This window comes from Leucobacter sp. M11, assembly GCF_035726885.1.
In the GTDB taxonomy this organism is placed as follows: domain Bacteria; phylum Actinomycetota; class Actinomycetes; order Actinomycetales; family Microbacteriaceae; genus JAPFRB01.
The window spans coordinates 436,997-437,896 of record NZ_JAPFRB010000002.1 but is presented as its reverse complement, the minus strand read 5'-3'; the positions used below and the strand labels follow the sequence as shown (position 1 = coordinate 437,896).

Genomic DNA, 900 nt, shown 5'->3' with positions numbered 1-900 from the left:
GGTCGCCGCCGAGCGAGCCAGCCAGGACGAGCTCACCGACGAGGACGCCGACCGCGTTCGGCTCGCCCCCAACGACGCATAGCCGCCCCGCGGCCTCTCACCCCCCCAGCACAGGAGAATGACCATCAGCGCGACACGCACCCGCCCCACGCACGGCCAGGTCATGCGGCGACCCCGCTGGCTCGCCGCCCTCGCCCTCGCCCTCGCGGTTGCCGCGGGCTTCGCCTGGCTCGGCAAGTGGCAGATGGGCAGCGCCATCACCACGGAGCAGCAGGAAACCCACGACACCGAGACCGTGAAGCCCCTGGACCGCGTGACGGGCCCGGGGGAGCCCATCACGGAGGACATGGCCGCCCAGGTGGTCTCGGTCACGGGCAGCTTCGTCCCGGGGGACAGCCGGGTGGTCAGCACCCGAATGAACCAGGACCGCGAGGGCTTCTGGGTCGCCGGGCACCTGGTGACCGAGGAGGAGCCCGCGTCGCACCTCGCGGTCGCGCTCGGCTGGGCCGCCAGCGAGGACGAGGCCCAGCGGGTCCTCGATCGGATCGAGGCGGACCCCGCATTCGCCGAGCCGCGTGAGCTGATCGGCCGGTACATGCCCGCCGAGGGCCCGCCCCGCCCGGACAAGGCCGCGGACCCCTTCATCATCGAGACGATGGCGCCCGCGCAGCTCGTCAACCTCTGGGCCCCGTTCACGGGCCACACCTACCCCGGCTTCCTCGTCAGCCACGAGGCACCGAACGGCCTGACCCTCATCGACTCGGTACCGCCGCTGCCGCAGGACAAGGTCAACCTGCTCAACCTCTTCTACGCGGCCGAGTGGGTCGTCTTCGCCGGCTTCGCCCTGTACTTCTGGTACCGGATCACGAAGGACGCGTGGGAGAAGGAGCTGGACGAGAT

At 71.3% G+C, this 900-nt stretch carries 1 protein-coding gene; it reads left to right on the top strand.

Annotation, left to right across the window (positions count from 1 at the left end):
• Positions 1 to 118: 118 nt before the first annotated feature.
• Positions 119 to 900 (top strand): SURF1 family cytochrome oxidase biogenesis protein (locus OOT08_RS06360; protein ID WP_325091745.1); only part of this gene is annotated, 782 nt, incomplete at its 3' end.